Origin of the sequence: Methylobacterium sp. PvR107, assembly GCF_017833295.1 — a bacterium.
Lineage (GTDB): Bacteria > Pseudomonadota > Alphaproteobacteria > Rhizobiales > Beijerinckiaceae > Methylobacterium.
On record NZ_JAFIBW010000001.1, the window covers coordinates 3,195,374 to 3,214,392 of the forward strand.

Below are 19,019 nucleotides of genomic sequence, written 5' to 3' on the forward strand. Positions count from 1 at the left end.
GGGGCCCGCGGCGTCAGTACCGCGGCAGGGCGTTGGCCGGGCCGCCGGCATGCGGGCCGGAATAGCGGTAGGCGAGCGGCCGGCCATAGGCGGCGGGGGCCTGCGACGCCACCGCGGCGTTGCCGATCCAGCCCGAATAGGCGGAGGCCGGGTAGGGCGAGTGCTTCGAGTCCAGGCCCTGCGCGAGGGCCGGCGTGGCGGCCGCGGCGACCAGGGCGGCGGCAGCGAGCATGCGGATCGTCATGATGATCTCCTGGTGTCTTCGTATGACTTCAACGGGAAGTCATCCGGTCAACCGTGTCGGGTGAGGAAGATCGTCGGTGCGGCGGTCTTGATCACTCGGGCTTTGCTTGGCCGAATGTGACCTCTCAACGGAGATGTACTGCTCCGGGTTCGTCCGACGCCGTGCGCTGGCGCACGGGGGATGCGCCGCGCGCGGAAGCGTGCCAGAGACCGCGGCCTGAAAGGGATGCAACCACCATGCGGCTGATCGTCGGCCTCGGAAACCCGGGCGCGCGCTACGCGGGCAACCGGCACAATATCGGCTTCCTCGCCGTCGACGCCATCGCCCGGCAGCACCGGGCGAGCCCGTTCCGGCACCGGTTCCAGGGCGAGGCCGCCGAGGTCGTGCTGGGCACGGAACGGGCGATTCTCTTGAAGCCCTCGACCTTCATGAACGAGTCGGGCCGTTCGGTCTCGGAGGCGCAGCGCTTCTACAAGATCCCCCTCGGCGACGTGATCGTGCTCCATGACGAGCTCGACCTTGCCCCGGCCAAGCTGCGGGTGAAGGTCGGCGGCGGCAATGCCGGCCATAACGGCCTGCGCTCGATCACCGCGCAATGCGGCAACGAGTATCGCCGGGTCCGGCTCGGCATCGGCCATCCCGGCGACAAGGCGCTGGTCCATTCCTACGTGCTGAACGATTTCGGCAAGGCCGAGCTGCCCTGGGTCGAGGATCTCTGCCGGGCCGTGGCCGACCACGCCGCGCTACTGGCGGCGGCTGAGGATGCGAGCTTCCAGAACAAGGTCCACCTCGCCATGGCGGGCCGCGGCTGGGACGACGTGAAGACGCTCGGCGCGAAAAATTGACACGAAAACACGGGGACACGATATGGATCGGCCTCGGAGGCTGCCATGAAGAACGTCACCGTGACGATGAGCGAGGCCCTGCTGCAGCGGGCGCGCGTCGCCGCCGCGCGCGACGGCAAGAGCCTGTCGCAGCCTGTCGCGCTTCATCGCCGAGGCGGTCGAGCAGCGGGTGGGCCGACCGCTGACGCAGCGTGAGGCGATCGAGCGGTTCCTGGCCGGACCGCCCCTCCACGTTCTGGACGCGAACGGTAAGGCTCCGACCCGGGATCAACTCTACGATGACGACTGATCTGGTCTTCGTCGACACGAACGTGTTCCTGTATGCCCGCGACGACCGTTTTCCGAACAAGCAACGGCCGGCCACGCACACGCTCGCGGCCCGCGAGGCCCTCGTCGTGAGTCCGCCGGTGCTCGGCGAGATCGACAATGCGGTCCTCCGCGGGAAGGTCGCCGTCGACAGCGCAGCGATGCGGCGGCCGGCGCTGGAGCTGCAGCCCTTTTCCCAGGGCGCAACCGATCTCGAACTCATCACGCGGGCTTGGTCGATCCGGACCGAGACCATCGTCCAGTGGTGGGCGTGCATCATTTTCGCAGCTGCGAGGCGCGCCGGGTGCCGCTATCTTCTTCCGGAGGATTACCAGCACGGTCGCACGGTCCGCGGCACCACCATCCTCAACCCATTCATGGTCGGCCCCGAGGCCGTCGTGACCGAACACTAGGACCGATCCATGGGCTTCAAATGCGGCATCGTCGGCCTGCCGAACGTCGGCAAGTCGACCCTCTTCAACGCGCTGACGCAGACGGCGGCCGCCCAGGCGGCGAACTACCCGTTCTGCACCATCGAGCCGAATGTCGGCGAGGTGGCGGTGCCGGACCCGCGACTGACGGAACTCGCCCGGATCGCGTCGTCGAAGGAGATCATCCCGACGCGGCTGACCTTCGTGGACATCGCCGGCCTCGTGCGCGGCGCCTCCAAGGGTGAGGGCCTGGGCAACCAGTTCCTGGCCAATATCCGCGAGGTCGACGCCATCGCCCACGTGGTCCGCTGCTTCACGGACGGCGACGTCACCCACGTGGAGGGCAAGGTCGATCCGGCCGCCGACATCGAGACCATCGAGACCGAGCTGATGCTCGCCGACCTCGACAGCCTGGAGCGCCGCGCCCTGTCGCTGGAGAAGAAGGCCAAGGGCGCCGACAAGGAGGCCAAGGAGATTCTCGACCTCGTCAACCGGGCGCTCCCGCTCCTGCGCGACGGCAAGCCGGCCCGCTTGGTGGAGCGCAAGCCCGACGAGGAGAAGCTGTTCCAGTCGCTTGGCCTGATGACCGCCAAGCCCGTGCTCTACGTCTGCAACGTCGATGAAGGCGACGCCGACAAGGGCAACGCCTATTCGGACGCGGTCGTCGCCCGCGCTAAGGCCGAGGGTGCCGTCGCCGTGGTGGTCTCGGCCAAGATCGAGAGCGAGATCGCCGTAATGCCGGAAGCCGACCAAGCCGAGTTCCTGGAGGCGGTGGGGCTCACCGAGCCGGGCCTCAACCGGGTGATCCGCGCCGGCTACGGCCTCCTCGGCCTCGTGACCTACTTCACGGTCGGCCCGAAGGAGGCCCGGGCCTGGACGATCACCAAGGGCACCCGCGCGCCCGGGGCGGCCGGGGTGATCCACTCGGATTTCGAGAAGGGCTTCATCCGCGCCGAGACCATCGCGTTCAAGGATTACACGACGCTGAACGGCGAGGCCGGGGCCCGGGACGCCGGCAAGCTGCGGCTCGAAGGCAAGGAATACGCGGTGCAGGACGGCGACGTGCTGCATTTCCGCTTCGCCAATTGAAGTCGGTGCTGTCAGCACGGCGCGTGTGCCTCTTCCCCGTCCTGGCGGGCGGAGCGACGCAACCAGGGGCGGCGCGACCCCGGTAAACGTGGCACCGCTGGATGGCTTCGCTCCGCCCGCAAAGACGGCGGTGGGGCGAACGTCCCGGTGGCGAATCGACTCCCCGCCCCGCTGATCAACGAGACGAGCCCGCCATGCCGGACCCCGCCCTCGAAGACTTCTCCGTCGGTGACGTGATCGTCGGGGAGCCGCTGACGGTCACCCGCGACGCCATCGTGGGCTTCGCGAAGGATTTCGACTTCCAGCCGTTCCACCTCGACGAGACGGCCGCCGAGACGACCTTCGTGGGCCGGCTGATCGGCTCGGGCTGGCACACGGCGGCGCTCGGGATGCGGCTGCTCCAGCAGGGTCCGTTCAAGGGCGGCTCGTCGATGGGCGCGCCGGGGATCGACGAGCTGCGCTGGCTCGCCCCGGTCCTGCCCGGCGACGCCCTGACCCTGACCTTCCGGGTCGTGGGGATGCGCGACTCGGCCACCAAGCCCGGCCTCGGCTTCGTGACCGCCGAGGTCGCCCTCGACAACCAGCGCGGCGAGGCGGTGCTGGCCCAGCGCTTCACCTTCATGCTGGCCCGCCGCGGCACCGATCCCCTACCCCCGCGGCCCGTCGCGATCGGGGAGCCCGGCCCGGTCACCGAGCCGGACGACGCCGAGATCCTGCCGTTCCTGCGGGATGCCGAGATCGGCGCCGTGCGGGAGCTGGGCGCCTACGCGTTCACCGCCGAGGCGATCGTGGCCTTCGCGCGGGCCTACGACCCGCAGGCCTTCCACCTCGATCCCGAGGCGGCCAGGCGCAGCCATTTCGGCGGCCTCTGCGCCTCCGGCTGGCACACGGCCGCCGCCTATATGAACCGGATGCTCACCACCCGCGCCCGCGACGAAGCCTATACGGCCGCCCGCGGGCCGGTGCCCGAGGCCGGCCCCTCCCCGGGGTTCACGAATCTGCGCTGGCTGAAGCCCGTCTACGCGGGCGACACGGTCCGGTTCAGCGCGAAACTCACCGACAAGCGCGCCTCGGCCTCGCGGCCGGGCTGGGGCCTGGCCTTTGCCCGCAACACCGGGGTGAACCAGCGCGGCGAGCCGGTCTTCGCCTTCGACAGCGCCGTGTTCCATCGCTGGGAGCCCTGAGCGCACCGGGCCCGGTGCCGCGCGTTGTCGCCAGGGAAACGGACAGGATCAGGCAGGCATGTACCAGAAGAAGCTCGGCAACACGGGGCTGTTCGTCTCCGAACTCTGCCTCGGCACCATGACCTTCGGCGGCGGGGCCGGGATGTGGCGCCAGATCGGCGCCCTTGACCAGACGGAGGCCGGGCGCCTCGTCGGGCGGGCGCTCGAGGCCGGGATCAACTTCATCGACACGGCCGACGTCTACGCCGAAGGGCTCTCGGAGCAGATCACCGGCCAGGCCCTGCGCGATCTCAAGGTCCCGCGCGACAGCGTCGTCGTCGCCACCAAGGGCTACGGGCCGACGGGCCCGGGCGCCAACGCCAAGGGCGCCTCGCGCCTGCACCTGATCGACGCCTGCAAGGCGAGCCTGAAGCGGCTCCAGCTCGACCATATCGACCTCTACCAGATCCACGGCTTCGACCCGGCGACGCCGATCGAGGAGCAGGTGCGGGCGCTCGACATCCTCGTCCAGCACGGCCACGTCCGCTATGTCGGCGTCTCGAACTGGGCGGCGTGGCAGATCGTGAAGGCGCTGGGGATCAGCGCGCGGGCCGGCCTCGCCCGCTTCGAGACCCTGCAGGCCTACTATTCCATCGCCGGCCGCGACCTGGAGCGCGAGATCGTCCCGATGCTGCGCTCGGAGGGGCTTGGCCTCCTGGTCTGGAGCCCGCTCGCCGGCGGCCTGCTCAGCGGCAAGTATGCCGGCGGCGCGGGCGAGGGACGGCGCGCAAGCTTCGATTTCCCGCCGGTCGACCGGCCCCGGGCCGAATCCTGCATCGACGCGATGCGCACCGTGGCGGAGGCGCGCGGCGTCTCGGTGGCGCAGGTGGCCCTCGCGTGGCTCCTGCACCGCAAGGCGGTGACCAGCGTCATCGTGGGGGCCAAGCGCCTCGATCAGCTGGAGGACAACATCGCGGCGACCGAACTCAGCCTCACCGGCGAGGAACTCGACGCCCTCGACGCGGTGAGCGCCCTGCCGGCGGAGTATCCGGGCTGGATGTTCGAGCGCCAGGGCGTCCGGGCGCAGCAGCTCGCGGAATCGGGCCGGCCCGGCGTGCGCTGAGGCAACCGGATCGCGCGGCCCCATCCGATCCGCCCCCTCCGCCCGATGGGCCCGCGCCAGCGGGCCCCGGAGCCTCCGCTGCGCTCGGGCACCTCAGGATGAGGCGGCCGGTCGGAGGTCCGGCACGGGGCCCGGCACCGCCTCAGTGTCGCTCGGGATCAGGCGCCGGAACAACGCCGAACCGGGCTCTCACGCCGCGTTCCGACGCTCCGGATAGAGCCCGTACAGGCCCTCGCGGCTCGCGTCGCAGACGCCGCGCTCGGTGATGATCCCGGTCATCAGCCGGGCCGGCGTGACGTCGAAGGCCGGGTTGGCCACGGGGCTGCCGGGCGAGACCACCTCGATCGTGGCGAAGCCGCCATCGGCGAGCCGCCCGGTCATGTGGGTGACCTCGCGGCCGTCGCGCTCCTCGATCGGGATCTCCTTCACGCCGTCGTCCAGCGTCCAGTCGATGGTCGAGAACGGCAGCGCCGCGTAGAACGGCACGCCGGTATCGCGGGCCGCCAGCGCCTTCAGGTAGGTGCCGATCTTGTTGCAGACGTCGCCCGAGGCCGTGGTCCGGTCCGAGCCGACGATGCAGAGATCGACCTGGCCGTGCTGCATCAGGTGGCCGCCGGCATTGTCGGCGATCACCGTGTGCGGCACGCCGTGGCCGTTCAGCTCGAAGGCCGTGAGCGCGGCGCCCTGGCTGCGCGGCCGGGTCTCGTCGACCAGCACGTGGACCGGCACGCCCCGCTCGTGGGCGGCGTAGATCGGCGCCAGCGCCGTGCCCCAATCCACCGTGGCGAGCCAGCCGGCGTTGCAATGGGTCAGCACCGTGATCGGCCTGCCGCCGCCCCTGGCCGTGTGCAGGTCGGCGATGATCTGGCCGCCATAGGCGCCGATCGAGCGGCAGCTCGCCACGTCCTCCTCGGCGATGCGGCCGGCCTCCGCGAAGGCGCGGGCGAAGCGCTCGCCCGGCTGCGCCTGCCGCAGGTTGGCCGAGACCCGGTCGAGCGCCCAGCGCAGGTTGATCGCCGTCGGGCGGGTGGCGGCGAGCGTCGCCACCGCCCGGTCGATCCCGGCAACGGTGGCGTCCTCGCGCATGGCCAGCGCCAGCCCGTAGGCGGCGGTGACGCCGATCAGCGGCGCGCCGCGCACCACCATGGAGCGGATCGCCACCGCGGCGTCGTCCAGGGTCGCCAGCCGCCTCAGCTCGAACGCGAAGGGCAGGCGCGTCTGGTCGATGACCTGGACGCTGACGCCGTCCGGGTCCGGGAAGATCGTGCGGTAGGGCTGGCCGTCGATATTCATGGCCGGTCCTGTGCCACAGCGGGACGGGTTTTGCACCCTCCGGATGACCCGGCACCGGCCTGGGGACGCCCGATTGGGGACCGGTCAGCCTTCCTCAACCTTAGCGGCTCGTTAAGGCCCCCGTGCCTAGCCTTCGGGGTAAGTCCCCGTTTTGCGTCCGGTCCCGCATGCGCTCGCTTCGCCGTCCCGCATCGCCCTACGACACTTTCGTCGACAGCGTTCGCCCGTTCCTGGGCAAGCGCCTGACGGAACTCGGCGGCCTCGTGCTGTTCACCGGCGCGGTCGCCCTGACCGTGGCTCTGGCCACGTGGTCGATCGACGACCCGAGCCTGAACCACGCCACCGACCATGCCGCCCACAACGTCCTCGGCCAGCCGGGCGCCGTCGTGGCGGATCTGGCCATGCAGATCCTCGGCCTCGGCGCCCTCGCCTTCGTGCTGCCGCCGGTCCTCTGGGGCGTGCGGCTGATGCGCGAGCGCAACCTCCCTGACGGCGGGCTGCGCATCGCCCTCTGGATCATCGGATTCTGCGCGGCGAGCGCGGTGGCGAGCGCGCTGCCGCCGACGACGCGCTGGCCGCTGCCCACGGGCCTCGGCGGCGTGGCCGGCGACGGCCTGCTGTCGATGGCCCGGGCGATCGTCGGGGCGGTCTCGTCGGCGGCCGCGCATCTCGTCGGCTTCGGCTACGCCGCGGTGGCGATTCTCAGCCTGACCGGCGCCTGCCGCTTCGGGGCCGTGGAGGAGGACTCCCTCCACGACGAGCCCTACCCCGTCCGGCGTGCGCCGGTGCGGGGCCGCGATTCGGGCCGCGACGAGCGCGAGGATGCCGACGAGCCGAGCCTCGGGCTTGTCGGGGTCGGCGCCCTGGCGCAGGGGCTGATGGGCCTCCGCCACGCCGCCTCCGAGCGGATCGCGACCTGGCGCGCGGACCGGGCCGAGCCGTTCGACGGCGCCTCGCCCGCCCTCGCGGCCCGGCGGGCCTTCACGGATGCGGACCTGCCCTGGGCCGACCACCTGCCCGAGGACGCCCGGCCGGGCGCGGCCCGGCGCGAGCCCGTGTTCGACGCGCGGGACGCGTCGCCCGACCAGGCCGCCCGCCGGGCCGTGCCGCTGCACGACGAGGAAGACGAGGCGGAGGCGTTCGCGGCGCCGCAGGGCCCGACCCCGCCGCAGCCCGAGGCCGCCGCGTCCCGCGTCGCCCCGCCGCCCGCCGCGCCGGTGCCGGCCCGCCGCGCGGCCGCGCCGCCGACCCGTCCGGAAGACTACGCCCTACCGGCCCTCGACCTGCTGGCCGCACCGCGCGGCCCCTCCCCGGCGAGCCAGGTCTCGGCGGACGCCCTGGAGCAGAACGCCACGATGCTGGAGGCGACGCTGGGCGATTTCGGCGTGCGCGGCGACATCCTGGCGGTGCGGCCCGGCCCGGTCGTCACCCTCTACGAGCTCGAGCCCGCCCCCGGCACCAAGTCCAGCCGCGTGATCGCGCTGGCCGACGACATCGCACGCTCCATGTCGGCGGTCTCGGCCCGCGTCGCGGTCGTGCCCGGCCGCAACGCCATCGGCATCGAGCTGCCGAACGCCAAGCGCGAGACGGTGTACCTGCGCGAGCTGCTCGCGTCGGCCGATTTCGCCGAGAGCAAGCACAAGCTGGCTCTGTGTCTGGGCAAGAACATCGGTGGCGAGCCGATCATCGCCGACCTCGCGCGCATGCCCCACCTCCTGGTCGCCGGCACCACCGGCTCCGGCAAATCGGTGGCGATCAACACCATGATCCTCAGCCTGCTCTACCGGCTCAAGCCGGAGGAATGCCGCCTGATCATGGTCGATCCCAAGATGCTGGAGCTGTCCGTGTACGACGGCATCCCGCACCTGCTCTCCCCGGTCGTCACGGACCCCAAGAAGGCGGTGATCGCCCTCAAATGGGCCGTGCGCGAGATGGAGGAGCGCTACAAGAAGATGTCCAAGATCGCGGTGCGCAACATCGACGGCTACAACGCCCGGGTCGCCGAGGCGGCGGCGCGCGGCGAGGTCCTGACCCGGACCGTGCAGACCGGCTTCGACCGCCATACCGGCGAGGCGGTGTACGAGGACGAGGCGATGGACCTGGCGCCGCTGCCGTACATCGTGATCGTGGTCGACGAGATGGCCGACCTGATGATGGTGGCCGGCAAGGACATCGAGGGCGCGATCCAGCGTCTCGCCCAGATGGCGCGGGCGGCCGGCATCCACCTGATCATGGCGACGCAGCGGCCGTCGGTGGACGTGATCACCGGCACGATCAAGGCGAACTTCCCGACCCGGATCAGCTTCCAGGTGACCAGCAAGATCGACAGCCGCACGATCCTGGGCGAGATGGGCGCCGAGCAGCTGCTCGGTCAGGGCGACATGCTGTTCATGGCCGGCGGCGGGCGCACGACCCGCGTGCACGGGCCGTTCTGCTCGGACAGCGAGGTCGAGAGCGTGGTCGCCCACCTCAAGCGCCAGGGCCGGCCCAGCTACCTCGACGCCGTCACCGCCGACGACGAGGAGGGCGCGCCCGAGAAGGGCGGTAAGGGGAAGGCCGGCGCGACGGAGCTCGAACTCGACGGCACGGTGTTCGACCAGGGCTCGTTCGGCGAGGCCAGCGGCGACCTCTACGACCAGGCCGTGCAGGTGGTTCTGCGCGACCAGAAGGCCTCGACCAGCTACATCCAGCGCCGCCTGCAGATCGGCTACAACCGCGCCGCCTCGCTCATGGAGCGGATGGAGGTCGAGGGCATCGTCGGCCCGGCCAACCATGCCGGCAAGCGCGAGATCCTGGTGGAAGACGCGGTCGGCTGAGGCTTCTGACGTCACCGCCGCGTCCACAGCTCCCCCTCCCCCCCTGCGGGGGATGGAGACACGCCGGACCGATCGCCCCACCCAAATACCCGTCGGCCAAAGCGAAAAAATTCGCGCTCGGCCCGGAACCTCTCCGCCACCCGCACGTTACGCGCGTGCGAGGCCTGGAAACGGGCTCGCAGCGAGGGCGCCGGGCACGGTGTCCGGCGTCGCTTGTAGTCACGTTGCTCGTCGGAGGATGTGGTTATGAGGACTTACGACGTTTCGCCCCTGTTCCGGTCGTCCATCGGGTTCGACCGTCTGTTGGAGTTGCTCAATCAGGCCGACCGCGTCGAGACATCGGCCGCCTGGCCGCCCTACAATATCGAGAGGGTCGCCGAGGACCAGTACCGCATCACCATGGCGGTGGCGGGCTTCACGGCCGACGAGATCGACCTGACCCAGCAGGACACCACGCTCCTGGTCTCGGGCCAGAAGGCCGCCCCGGAGGGCGGGACGCATTTCCTCTACCGCGGGATCGCGGCACGCAGCTTCCGCCAGACGTTCAACCTGGCCGAGCACGTGAAGGTCGTGGGCGCGTCCCTGGAGAACGGTCTGCTCACCGTCGCGCTGAGACGCGAGGTGCCGGAGGCCCTGAAGCCCCGCCGCATCGCCATCGGCGGCACGACGAGCGTGTCCAGCCAGGACAACGAGCCGGCGCAGATCGCCCGCGAGGCCCAAGCAGCCTGATTCTTGGCGGCCTGAGCACTGGCGGCCGCTGGAGGGCCGGCGGCCCGGCCCCCTGCCCGGGCGCCGCCGCGGCCGCCCATCGACATGTCTCACGGGTCCGCGGACCCGCGGGCCTGTTCCCATGACGGCATCGCTTGCGATGGAGATAGGACCATGAGCGTGAGAGATCTGATCCCCTGGAACCGCACCACCCCGGCCCCCGCGCCGGCCCCCGTGTCGGGCGAGGCGGCCAGCCCCTTCCTGACACTGCACCGCGAGATGAACCGGCTGTTCGACGATGTGTTCAGCGGGTTCGGCAGCCTGCCGAGCCTGGCGGGCCGCAGCCTCGGCTGGCCGCATGTCGAGCTGGTGGAGGAGAACGGCGCGCTGCGGGTCTCCGCCGAGCTTCCCGGGCTCGACGAGAAGGACGTGGAGCTCCTGATCGCCGACGGCGTCCTGACCCTCAAGGGTGAGAAGCGCGCGCAGACCACCGACGCGGCGCGCGGCTACACGGAACGCAGCTACGGCCGCTTCGAGCGGTCGATCGCCCTCCCCGTGCCGGTGGAGGAGGACAAGGCCGAGGCGACGTTCCGCAACGGTGTCCTCACCGTGACCCTGCCGCGGGCCGCCGAGGCGCCGGATCGCCGACGCCGGATCGCGATCAACGGCAGCGCGGCCTCGGCCGCCAAGCACTGAGCCAACAGCGAACGCGGCTGCCCCGGCGGCCGCGGGCTGAACGCAGGACGCAGCGGCCGGCGCGTCCCGAGCGGGCGTGCCGGCCGCGCCAGCCTTTGCTCACGTGGAGGATTGCATGCAGCCGATCGAATCCTTGTCCCTCCAGCCCGACATCGAGCGCCTCGGTCCGGTGGCGGCCGCCAGCCTCAGGCCGCCGGCGATCGAGCCGTTCGAAGCCTTCGTGGCGCCGGGGGATGTCTTCCGCCATCCGCGCGAGGTGCTGGGCTATCCGGGCCTGTCGCGGGCCGAGAAGCGGGCGATCCTGGCCTCCTGGGCCTCGGACGCGTGCGCGGTCGAGTCCTGCCCGAGCTTGCGCTGCCTGCCGGGCTGCCGGGCCGAACCCGTGCCGCTCGACACGATCCTGGCCGCGCTCCAGGCGCTCGACGACGGCGCGGCACCGGCCGCTCCTCCGGCGCCGGGCAATCCGCGGCGCCCCGGGAGCCTGACGCGGCGCTGGCAGCGCGGCCCGGCCGGGCGCGCGCTGAACTGAACCGGGAGGCCTGCCATGACGACCTTCGACCTGAAGGGCGGGCGCAGGCTCCGGTCCCGGCGCAGCCGGCGCGGAGGGTCGGCCAGAATCCAGGGCCGCGCCACCGACGGCGCCGTGCTGGGCGGCTGGATCGCGTCGACCGTGCTGTGCCTCGCCCTGGCCGCGCCCTGCCCGGCGCCGGCCCTGCCCTGGGTGCTCGCCGGCCTGCTGAGCGTGTCGGGCTTCGTCTGGCTCGGTCTGGCGATCACGCAGGCCGGGCCGCCGGCCGACGCCCCGCACCTGACCGCCTGGGACGCCGCGCTGCTCGCCTTCGCGGCGAGCTTCGGCGTGCAATCGGCGGCGCGCCTCGGCCTCTTCGCCGGCTGAGCGCGGCGCGACAGGGAGGCACCCATGCAGGATCAAACCATGCAGGATCGGACCATCGGAATCGGACACAACAACCCGCCCGCCGCGGCGGCCGCGCCGTGGCTCGCCGGCCAGCGGGCGCGGATCCACCGCTACGGGCCTTCCGTCGAGACCGCGGGCCGCGCCCGGGCCGACACGCTCGCCACGGAGGTGGTGCTGCCATTCCCGACGCGGGCGCAGGCTCTGGCCTATGCCGAGCGCCAGGGCCTCGCCGACAGCGCCGAGCCCGAGCCCGCGCGGAGGGCGCGGACGAAGACCCTGCGGGTCTGGCGCTCGAACCGGCGTGCCGGCGCGCCGACCTCCGCGGGGCTGCCCGATCTGGAGCGGGCCCTGGTCAACCCGGCGGCGGTGTTCGACACGCCGGCCGCCGTGCGCGACCATCCCCGGCTGCTGCGCCCTTGCAAGCGGGAGATCCTGCGGCGCTGGGCCTGGGACGAGTACCTGAAGGAGGTCGCCGCCGCCGAGGGTATGGCCGAGGGCGAGCCGTCGCGGCTCGAAGACGTGAAGGCGGCGCTCCGGGCGCTCGGCGAGACGTGGCATCCCCATCCCGCCGCGCCGGCGGCCGCGCGCCCCGTGTCGGGAGCACACGATTCAGGAGCGCGCGATTCATGGGACTGTGAGCCACGGGCGTTCACGCGCGCCGCCGCATGAGGCCGGATCGAGGCTGAGCTCGGTGCGCAGGGCGATCCTGCCCTTCGGCGTGATCTGCACGGCGCGGCCGGTCACCGCGCCCCGCAGCCAGCCTTGCGGGCAGAGCACCCGCATCCGCGCGGTCGCCAGCGGGCCGGCGAGGTGGTGCGCCCGCTCGATGCGGTCGAGGCAGGCGTGGACGAGGCCGTCGTGGCCCGCGATCTCGAGGGGCTGATGGACCGCTATGCCGCGGATGCGATCCTCGAATCGCCCCTGATCCTCATGGCGCTGACGGACGCGGCCTCCGGGATCCTGCGGGGCCGGTCCGAGATCCGGCCGTTCTCCGCGGCGGGGCTCCGCGAGGTCGGGAACGGCCTCGGCCGCTGGTATCGCACCGGGACGTTCTTCTCCGACGGCCGGCAGCTCACCCGGGAATATCCCCGCGCCACGCCGCAGGGCGATCAGGTCGACCTCGTCGCGGTGATGGACCTCGCGGCGGCCGCATCACCCATCATCGGGTCTAGTGGGGCTGGGTGGGGTTCCGGCGCTGACCGGCCGCGCGGCGCGCTTCCCATGAGCCGATCTGCGGAGATCGGTGCCTACGCCACCGAGAACCGGAATTCCGTGGTCGCCGCGAAGGTCTCGCCCGGTCGCAGCACCGCTGACGGAAAAGCCGGCTGGTTCGGGGCGTCCGGAAAGTCCTGCGTCTCGAAGCAGACCCCGTCGCCGGAACGGTAGATCCGGCCCGACGGCCCGATCAGCGTGCCGTCGAGGTTGTTGCCGCTGTAGAGCTGCAGCGCGGGTTGGGTGGTCCAGACGTCGAGGCGGCGCCCGCTCGTCGGATCGATGCAGCGGGCCGCCGGCCGCAGCGTCCCGGCGGGACCGCGCAGCACGAAGGTGTGGTCGTAGCCCTTGGCGATGGCGAGCTGCGGGTCGCCGTCCCGGATGCGGGCCTCCAGCGGGTACGGCGTGCGGAAGTCGAACGGGGTGCCGGCGACCGGCGAGATCGCGCCGGTCGGGATCTGGGTCGCGTCCGTCGGGGTGAAGGCGTCGGATTCGAGCTGCACGAGGTGGCCGAGGGCGCTCCCGGTCCCCTCCCCCGCGAGGTTGAAGTAGCTGTGGTTGGTGAGGTTCAGAACCGTGGGGCGGTCGGTCGTTGCCGCGTAGTCGATGCGCAGCACGCCGTCCGCGGGCAGGCTGTAGCGCACCCGGACCTCGAGGTTGCCCGGAAACCCCTCCTCGCCGTCCGGGGAGCGGAGGGCCAGGGCCAGGCTGGTCGCGTCGGAGCCCTCGACCCGCCACAGGCGCTTGCCGAAGTTCTGCGGACCGCCGTGCAGCGTGTTGGGCCCCTCGTTCACCGGCAGGTGGTAGCTGTGCCCGTCGAGGCTGAAGCGACCGCCCGCGATGCGGTTGGCGTAGCGTCCGATCACCGCGCCGAAACTCGGGCTCACGGTCTCGTAGCCCCTCAGCGTGTCGAGGCCGAGGACGACGTTGGCCGAACGTCCGGTCCGGTCGGGCACGGCGATCCGCGTGACGACGGCGCCGAACTCGATGATGTCGACGCGCAGGCTGCCGAGGCTCAGGCTGTGGCGGCCGACCGCCTGCCCGTCCGCCATATGACCGAAGACTGCGCCCGGCATGCCGATTCTCCGTGCCGCCGGGATGCGTCTAGCGCTTCCAGACGCCGAGCCGCTCGCTTCGGGCATGGTCCTCGGCCGCGACGAGCTCGGGGCTCGCCTCCGGGGAGGCGCGGCCGCCGCCGTTGAACAGCACCACCTCGGAGAGGTCGCGCCCGTCCACGAGGCAGTTCATGGTCTCGCTGCCCGGTGCGGGCTGGCAGGTCACCGTCCGGCCGCCGATGTAGCGGGCCAGTTCGTCCGCCTGACCGCCCCGCACCCACTCAACGCCGAACAGATGGACGACCTTGCCGCCGACCTTGAGGGTGGCGGTATCGATCACCTGGACCGGCCCGGTCACCGCATTGGGCGACGACGGCGGCGTATCGGGCTCGGGATCGCCGCCGGTCTCGGGGGGCGGGGTCACCGTGTCGGGGGCGGCGGGGGCAGCGGCCGGGGGCGTGGCCCGGGCGGCGCCGCCCGGCGTACCCGTCGGCGCGGCGGCCGGCTCGGTGGCGGCGGTCCGGGCCGTCTCGGGCGGACGGTTCTCCAGGACGAGCCCGGCCGCGACGACCGCCACCAGGGCGGCCGCGCTCGCGCCCACGAGCCAGCGGCGCTGCCGGCGGGCGCCTTCGTCCAGATCGTCCCGGCCGAAACGCAACCGATCGCGCAGCCGCTCGACGCCGTCGCGCACGGTCTCGCCGAAGCGGCCGGCGCCCGCATTCCAGGCCGTCACCGGGTCCGATCCGGAGGCCGATACCCCGGCATTCCCGTCGGCCTCGCCGGCGGGACGGGCCAGCCGGCCACGCAGGTTCGTCCGCAGGGTTGCGAACCGGCCGGCCGCGTTCTGCGCCAGCGCCCGGCCCTGCACGGAGGAGCGCTCGGCCAGCGAGCGGGCGCGCTCCGACTGGGTCTCGACGAAGCGCGCGGTGGCGGCCTTCATCTCGTAGGCGCCGCTCAGGAGCGGCGAATCCCGGGATTCCTCAACCGGCACCGCCTCCGGTTCCGGCTCGGGCGGCAGGAACAGGGCGGGATGCCGCTCCTGCAGCTCCGCGACGAGGTCGGCGAGCGTCATCGGCTCGGATGTACCGCCGCGCAGGCGCACGGCGCCGTGCCGGTCGAGCACGCGCAGGCCGGTGCCGGCCGCGTCGGGCTGAGTCGCGGCTTCCGCCAGGAGTTCGAGCGTCCGCACGGCCACCGGGCGCGGACGGGCGCGGGCGATCTCGGCCCGGATCGCCGCGCGGAGGGCGGCGCGACCGGGATCGTCGAGCGCCGGACGCGCCGGCCCCGCTTCCTGCTGCGCCACCACCGTTGAAGACGTCATACACCCGATCCCGGCATCACCACGCGCCGCACGCGACGGCGCCGCGGGCCGCCACGCGAGGCTCTTACGCCTTGCCGGGCGAGGGAGCCAGGGTGCCGGCCTGGATGCTCCGACGCAGGACGCGCCCGGTCTCGCCCAGGATGTAAGGCCGCGTGCCCGCGAAGCCCACCTCCAGGATCAGCTCGGCCTCGCCGCTGGAGACGGCGCCGCGGCCCGGATTGGCCGTGCGGAAATCGACGATCGCCCGGATCGTGCAGGTCTCGGCATCGCAGGCGGCGTGCATCGCCCGCGGCTGGTAGCGCCGCTCGGGCCAGCGCTGGACGAAGCTGCGCTTCTCGGCGACGAGGCCGGCCGTCGTGATCGGCCGCCCGTAGAAGCGCACGCGGGTCGCGTAATACTGGGTCGCGGCCCCCACCATGGTGTCGCCGGAGGCCGAGACGGTGGCGAGATAGCTGGCGGTCAGCGCCCGGGCCGCGGCGGCGCGCTCGGCCGAGGCGGACGCGGAGACGGGAGCCGGCGCAAAGGCCGCCGGCGTCTCGGCAAGGCGGTGCGGGTGATGCGCGGGGCGGCGCAGCGCCTCGCGGGCCGGCGGCCGCTCCAGGGCGGCGGCCCGCTTCGGGCTCGGCGCCCGCGTTCCGGCGGCTTTCGGCAGGGCGTCCTCGGCCGGCTCCGGCCGGGCGGCCCGCCGGACGGGTTCCGCGTCGCGCGCGGCATCGGGCGTGACGGCAGGCCGGCTCTTCGCCGCCTGCTGCGCCACGGGCTTGTCCGCCGGCACGGTGCTGGCCTGATCGGCCGCCCCGGGGGCTTCCTTCGCGGCTCCGGCGGCCGGGGTCGCTGTGCGCGTCGGCGGATCCACCCAGGCCGATCGAGGATCCGCCCCTGGCTGCTGAGCCGACGCTGCGCCCGTGAGGGCCAGAGGCAGGAGCAGGCCGATCACGAGTGTCGGGGATCGGGGGGAACGGATGGCGGACATCGGTGCCTTCCTGGCGGCCGGAGCGGGCAATCGGGAGAACGCGCCCGCCCGTCGAGGGGGTCCCACGATCGTTTCGGGCGCGCACCCATCCTGCCGAATCGGACGGCGGCGACCAGCCCTGGATTGCGGGGATGATGGGGTTGCGTTCGGACGTTTGGGTACCAAGTCGGGGACAGTCTTGGCCTTTGGCCATTCCCGGGCTCCCATACCGCCCGCCTCCGCCGCGCATCGAGGATCCCGTGGCCCGACCCGAGACCGCTTCGCCCCCAGGCCCGCATCCCGGGAACGCCCAATGAGCGCCACCCCGCGCCGGGCCCTGCTGCTCTGCAACGCCAAGGCCCGCAACGGCGCCCTCGACCTGGACGAGGTCCGGGGGATCCTGCGCGCGGGCGGCATCGAGCCGGAGGAACCGCCGCCGGAGGCCGATTGCCGCGACGTGATTCGCGACCGGGCCGGCGCGGTCGACCTCGTGATCCTGGGCGGCGGCGACGGCACCATGAACTACGCCGCGCCGGCCCTAGTGGAGAGCGGCCTGCCGCTCGCGATCCTGCCGCTCGGCACGGCGAACGACCTCGCTCGCTCCCTGAACCTGCCGCTCGACCCGCTCGCGGCGGCCCGCTTCATCCCGACCGCCGAGGCGCGCCCGGTGGATCTCGGCTGGGTCAACGGCCACTATTATTTCAACGTCGCCAGCGTCGGCTTCTCGGCCGAGCTCGCCGGCGAGCTCACGGCGGAATCGAAGAAGATCTGGGGCGTGCTGGGCTACGCGGTCGCGGCCATCCGCTTGCTGCGCCGGGTCCGGCCCTTCACGGTGACGATCGAGCGTGACGGCGTCGTCGAGACGATCACCACCATCCAGGTCTCGGTGGGCAACGGCCGGCATTACGGCGGCGGCATGACCGTGGCGGAGAGCGCCGCGGTCGACGACGGCAAGCTCGATTTCTACAGCCTGGAGATCGACCATTGGTGGCGGCTCCTCGCGCTGCTGCCCGCCTTGCGCCGTGGCACCCAGGGGCGCGCGGCCGACGTGCGGACCTTCCACGCGCAGGAGATCCGGCTCTCGACCCGCAAGCCCCGGCCGGTGAACACCGACGGCGAGCTGACCACCCACACGCCCGCCCATTTCAAGGTCTTCCCGAAGATCCTGCAGGTCTTCTCCCCCGAGCCCGTGCGCGGTCCCGCCCCCTTCGATCTCGCCACCCTGGGCAACCGCCTGTTCCCGACCAGCGAGGCCCCCCGCCTGTGACCGACCTGATCCAGCTCGCCAGCCAGCCCGCCGTCTGGGCGGCCCTCGCCACCCTGGTGGTGATGGAGGTGGTGCTCGGCGTCGACAACCTGATCTTCATCTCGATCCTGACCAACAAGCTTCCGGCGGATCAGCAGACCCGGGCGCGGCGGATCGGGATCGGCCTGGCGCTGATCCTGCGGCTGGGGCTGCTCGGCACCGTGGCGTTCATCGTCCATCTGACCGAGCCGGTCTTCGCGGTGTTCGGGCAGGCCTTCTCGTGGCGCGACCTGATCCTGATCGGCGGCGGCCTGTTCCTGCTCTGGAAGGCCACCAAGGAGATCCACCACACGGTGGATCCGGAGCCCGAGGCGGAGGGGTCGACCGGCGGCAGCCTCGGCTTCGGCGCGGCCATCGGCCAGATCCTGCTCCTCGATCTCGTCTTCTCGATCGACTCGATCATCACCGCGGTCGGCATGACCGAGCACGTGCCGGTGATGATGATCGCCGTGGTGATCGCCGTGGTGGTGATGCTGGTCGCCGCCGAGCCGCTCTCGGCCTTCATCGCCCGCAACCCGACCGTGGTGATGCTGGCGCTCGGCTTCCTGATCATGATCGGCATGACGCTGATCGCCGAAGGGTTCGGCGCGCATGTGCCGAAGGGCTACATCTACACCGCCATGGCCTTCTCGGCCGGGGTCGAGGGCCTCAACATGCTGGCCCGGCGGCGCCGGCGGGCGGCCCGGGGCGGCGCGCCGCCGGCCCCGGCCGTCCAGGCCCGGCGCGCCTGAGGCCGGGTCGGTCCCCATGCGGCTGCGCGCGGCCCTCGGCCTCCTCCTCCTCCTTCCGGCCCTCGGCCACGCGGAGACACGCGACATGACGCCGGATCCGAAGGTCCTGCACGATCTCGCCCCCACCGGCACGCTCCGGGCGGCGATCAACCTCGGCAATCCGGTGCTCGCGCAAGCCGGCCCGGACGGGCCCGCCGGGGTGTCGGTGGATCTCGCCCGTGCGCTCGCCGCCCGGCTCGGCGTGAAGGTGGCGCTCGTGACCTATCCCGGAGCGGGCGCGGTCTCGGGCTCCGCGGGATCGGGCGCCTGGGACATCTGCTTCCTGGCGATCGATCCGAAACGGGCCGAGGGCATCGCCTTCACGGAGCCCTACGTGCAGATCGCCGGCAGCTACCTCGTGCCGGTGGCCTCGCCGATCCGCAGCCTGGAGGAGGTCGACCGTGACGGCGTGCGCGTCTCGGTGGGCCGCGGCAGCGCCTATGACCTGTTCCTGACCCGCACCCTCACGCACGCGACCCTGGTGCGGGCGCCGACCTCGGCCGAGGCGGTCACGGCCTTCGCGCGGGACGGTCTCGATGTCGCGGCCGGGGTGGCGCAGCCGCTCGCCGCCTACGCAGCGGCGCATCCGGAGGTGCGGCTGCTGCCGGGGCACTTCATGGAGATCCCGCAGGCGATGGGAATGCCGGTCGGGCACCCGGCCGGGGCGGCGTATCTCGCCGCGTTCCTCGCGCAGGCCAAGCGCGACGGGCTGGTGCGACAGGGTCTCAAAGCGAGCGGTCAGGATCCGGATCTGGCGGCGCCCTGAGCGGGCG

20 protein-coding genes are annotated in these 19,019 nt (G+C 72.5%); 15 read left to right on the forward strand and 5 right to left on the reverse strand.

The window, feature by feature from the left end; genetic code table 11:
- Positions 1 to 13: 13 nt before the first annotated feature.
- The gene (locus JOE48_RS15110; protein WP_210031007.1) at positions 14 to 244 is read right to left on the reverse strand and encodes a hypothetical protein; all 231 of its coding nucleotides are present in this window, start codon (positions 242 to 244) and stop codon (positions 14 to 16) included.
- Between the two features lie 236 nt (positions 245 to 480).
- Between JOE48_RS15110 and pth the strand changes: the two genes are divergently transcribed.
- The 6 genes from pth (at position 481) to JOE48_RS15140 (ending at position 5,201) form a co-directional block, all read left to right on the forward strand.
- Complete coding sequence (gene pth / locus JOE48_RS15115) at positions 481 to 1,089, forward strand: aminoacyl-tRNA hydrolase (protein ID WP_210031008.1); 609 nt, start codon at positions 481 to 483, stop codon at positions 1,087 to 1,089.
- Positions 1,090 to 1,134: 45 nt separating this feature from the next.
- Positions 1,135 to 1,284: a hypothetical protein gene (locus JOE48_RS30345; RefSeq protein ID WP_245252838.1), complete on the forward strand. Its 150-nt coding sequence runs from the start codon at positions 1,135 to 1,137 to the stop codon at positions 1,282 to 1,284.
- A gap of 83 nt (positions 1,285 to 1,367) precedes the next feature.
- Positions 1,368 to 1,808, forward strand: coding sequence for a PIN domain-containing protein (locus tag JOE48_RS15125; protein WP_210031011.1), 441 nt, complete (start codon positions 1,368 to 1,370; stop codon positions 1,806 to 1,808).
- A gap of 9 nt (positions 1,809 to 1,817) precedes the next feature.
- Complete coding sequence (gene ychF / locus JOE48_RS15130) at positions 1,818 to 2,915, forward strand: redox-regulated ATPase YchF (protein WP_210031016.1); 1,098 nt, start codon at positions 1,818 to 1,820, stop codon at positions 2,913 to 2,915.
- A 194-nt stretch (positions 2,916 to 3,109) separates the two neighbouring features.
- Complete coding sequence (locus JOE48_RS15135; protein WP_210031017.1) at positions 3,110 to 4,099, forward strand: MaoC/PaaZ C-terminal domain-containing protein; 990 nt, start codon at positions 3,110 to 3,112, stop codon at positions 4,097 to 4,099.
- Between the two features lie 58 nt (positions 4,100 to 4,157).
- Positions 4,158 to 5,201 carry an aldo/keto reductase gene (locus tag JOE48_RS15140; RefSeq protein WP_210031018.1) on the forward strand — a complete coding sequence of 348 codons (1,044 nt, stop codon included), beginning with the start codon at positions 4,158 to 4,160 and terminating at the stop codon, positions 5,199 to 5,201.
- A gap of 189 nt (positions 5,202 to 5,390) precedes the next feature.
- Here JOE48_RS15140 and mtnA read toward each other — a convergent pair whose 3' ends face one another.
- A complete protein-coding gene (gene mtnA, locus JOE48_RS15145) occupies positions 5,391 to 6,494 on the reverse strand; it encodes an S-methyl-5-thioribose-1-phosphate isomerase (RefSeq protein ID WP_210031019.1) in 1,104 nt (367 codons plus the stop codon).
- 167 nt (positions 6,495 to 6,661) lie between these two features.
- Here mtnA and JOE48_RS15150 point away from each other — a divergent pair, with 167 nt between their 5' ends.
- The 6 genes from JOE48_RS15150 to JOE48_RS15175 all read left to right on the forward strand — a co-directional run bounded on the left by JOE48_RS15150 (position 6,662) and on the right by JOE48_RS15175 (position 12,299).
- A complete protein-coding gene (locus JOE48_RS15150; RefSeq protein ID WP_210031022.1) occupies positions 6,662 to 9,310 on the forward strand; it encodes a DNA translocase FtsK in 2,649 nt (882 codons plus the stop codon).
- A 246-nt stretch (positions 9,311 to 9,556) separates the two neighbouring features.
- Complete coding sequence (locus JOE48_RS15155) at positions 9,557 to 10,039, forward strand: Hsp20 family protein (protein WP_210031025.1); 483 nt, start codon at positions 9,557 to 9,559, stop codon at positions 10,037 to 10,039.
- Between the two features lie 153 nt (positions 10,040 to 10,192).
- Positions 10,193 to 10,714, forward strand: coding sequence for an Hsp20/alpha crystallin family protein (locus tag JOE48_RS15160; protein WP_210031030.1), 522 nt, complete (start codon positions 10,193 to 10,195; stop codon positions 10,712 to 10,714).
- A 115-nt stretch (positions 10,715 to 10,829) separates the two neighbouring features.
- On the forward strand, positions 10,830 to 11,243 hold the full coding sequence (locus JOE48_RS15165) for a hypothetical protein (RefSeq protein ID WP_210031032.1): 414 nt from the start codon (positions 10,830 to 10,832) through the stop codon (positions 11,241 to 11,243).
- A gap of 15 nt (positions 11,244 to 11,258) precedes the next feature.
- Positions 11,259 to 11,609 carry a hypothetical protein gene (locus JOE48_RS15170; RefSeq protein ID WP_210031034.1) on the forward strand — a complete coding sequence of 117 codons (351 nt, stop codon included), beginning with the start codon at positions 11,259 to 11,261 and terminating at the stop codon, positions 11,607 to 11,609.
- A 24-nt stretch (positions 11,610 to 11,633) separates the two neighbouring features.
- The gene (locus JOE48_RS15175; RefSeq protein WP_245252839.1) at positions 11,634 to 12,299 is read left to right on the forward strand and encodes a hypothetical protein; all 666 of its coding nucleotides are present in this window, start codon (positions 11,634 to 11,636) and stop codon (positions 12,297 to 12,299) included.
- A gap of 578 nt (positions 12,300 to 12,877) precedes the next feature.
- Here JOE48_RS15175 and JOE48_RS15185 read toward each other — a convergent pair.
- From JOE48_RS15185 to JOE48_RS15195, 3 genes are all read right to left on the reverse strand, one after another.
- The gene (locus tag JOE48_RS15185; RefSeq protein ID WP_210031036.1) at positions 12,878 to 13,918 is read right to left on the reverse strand and encodes an aldose epimerase family protein; all 1,041 of its coding nucleotides are present in this window, start codon (positions 13,916 to 13,918) and stop codon (positions 12,878 to 12,880) included.
- Positions 13,919 to 13,946: 28 nt separating this feature from the next.
- Entirely contained in the window at positions 13,947 to 15,218 is a 1,272-nt protein-coding gene (locus tag JOE48_RS15190; RefSeq protein WP_210031038.1) for a thermonuclease family protein, read from the reverse strand.
- A gap of 64 nt (positions 15,219 to 15,282) precedes the next feature.
- Positions 15,283 to 16,074: a hypothetical protein gene (locus tag JOE48_RS15195; protein ID WP_312893230.1), complete on the reverse strand. Its 792-nt coding sequence runs from the start codon at positions 16,072 to 16,074 to the stop codon at positions 15,283 to 15,285.
- Positions 16,075 to 16,483: 409 nt separating this feature from the next.
- Between JOE48_RS15195 and JOE48_RS15200 the strand changes: the two genes are divergently transcribed.
- Genes JOE48_RS15200 through JOE48_RS15210 form a run of 3 tightly spaced genes read left to right on the forward strand, consistent with a single transcriptional unit; the run spans position 16,484 to position 19,012 of the window.
- Positions 16,484 to 17,437 carry a lipid kinase gene (locus tag JOE48_RS15200; RefSeq protein WP_210031039.1) on the forward strand — a complete coding sequence of 318 codons (954 nt, stop codon included), beginning with the start codon at positions 16,484 to 16,486 and terminating at the stop codon, positions 17,435 to 17,437.
- The gene (locus JOE48_RS15205) at positions 17,434 to 18,207 is read left to right on the forward strand and encodes a TerC family protein (RefSeq protein ID WP_210031040.1); all 774 of its coding nucleotides are present in this window, start codon (positions 17,434 to 17,436) and stop codon (positions 18,205 to 18,207) included. Before JOE48_RS15200 ends, JOE48_RS15205 begins: the two co-directional genes overlap by 4 nt.
- A 16-nt stretch (positions 18,208 to 18,223) precedes the next feature.
- Positions 18,224 to 19,012, forward strand: a complete 789-nt coding sequence (locus tag JOE48_RS15210; RefSeq protein ID WP_210031042.1) for an ABC transporter substrate-binding protein — start codon at positions 18,224 to 18,226, stop codon at positions 19,010 to 19,012.
- Positions 19,013 to 19,019: the final 7 nt, after the last annotated feature.